The sequence below is a fragment of the Candidatus Clostridium eludens genome, from assembly GCF_045310515.1.
Taxonomy (GTDB): Bacteria; Bacillota; Clostridia; order Clostridiales; family Clostridiaceae; genus Clostridium_B; species Clostridium_B eludens.
Map to the genome: position 1 here is coordinate 1 of NZ_JBJHZX010000130.1, position 932 is coordinate 932.

The following is a 932-nucleotide window of genomic DNA, read 5'->3' on the forward strand; positions in this document are numbered from 1 at the left end:
CTGCTATATTTTTTAACTATTACTTCTCCTAACATAAGTTTTGAGAGTATTTTATCTCTGATGCTTGTTAGATTCTCATTCATAGTATTGTTTTTTTCTATTTTTTTATATAATTTTGAAACTATTTTTTGAAAATTATCAATTACATTTGCAGAAGGAACAACAACTGGTACATCTTTTAAATTACCAAGTGAAATATACGGTTGACCATTTCCTGTTACTTTAGTTTTTATATAGTTTTTTATTCTGTCTGAAGATAAATACATAAAAATAAATTCTGCCATACCTCTATTTAAGGATGTTTTTATCAATCCTATATTTTTTATTGCATAATTTATACATTCATCTTGGACTAATAATGTATTGCCTATAGTTCCAATCATAGTTATTAAAACATCAAACTTCTCTACTTTGCTTCTTTTATTAATCTTTATAAAATCCTCTTCAGATATGAAATTCGCTTCTTTAAATTGAACTTTATTATTTTTTATATGTTTTGATGTTAATAACCTGTATCCTGATTCTCTCTTTTTCGGTGAATCGTGAGTTCCATCTGTAACCGGTACTACACATGCCATTTTTTCAACTTTCCAGCCCTTAGGTATTATCCCTAGCTGGCTTTTTTCAAATCCTTTATCTTTAAACGGTTCAAAATCTACAAACCAGGACTCAAAAATGGCATGTGCTATTTGTTCTAATGTTTTATTCACCTCATCATTTAGCTGAATTTTATAGTCTAATGAAGAGATAATTGAGGCAATCTTTTTTTGTTCCTCTAATGGAGGAATATTTATTTCTAAATCCTCAATCATCTTTTTACTTAACGTTATTCTAGTTATGCCTTCACCAACCATTGAAACCAGTAGATCCTGAGTTTTCTCCCACATTAAATAATATTTTAAAAAAACCGGGTCTATAATATTATGCTTGGG

General features: G+C 28.3%; 1 protein-coding gene. It reads right to left on the reverse strand.

The features are described from left to right. Positions 1–932: restriction endonuclease subunit S (locus ACJDU8_RS25520; protein WP_406794995.1), on the reverse strand; the 932-nt coding region annotated here is incomplete at both ends.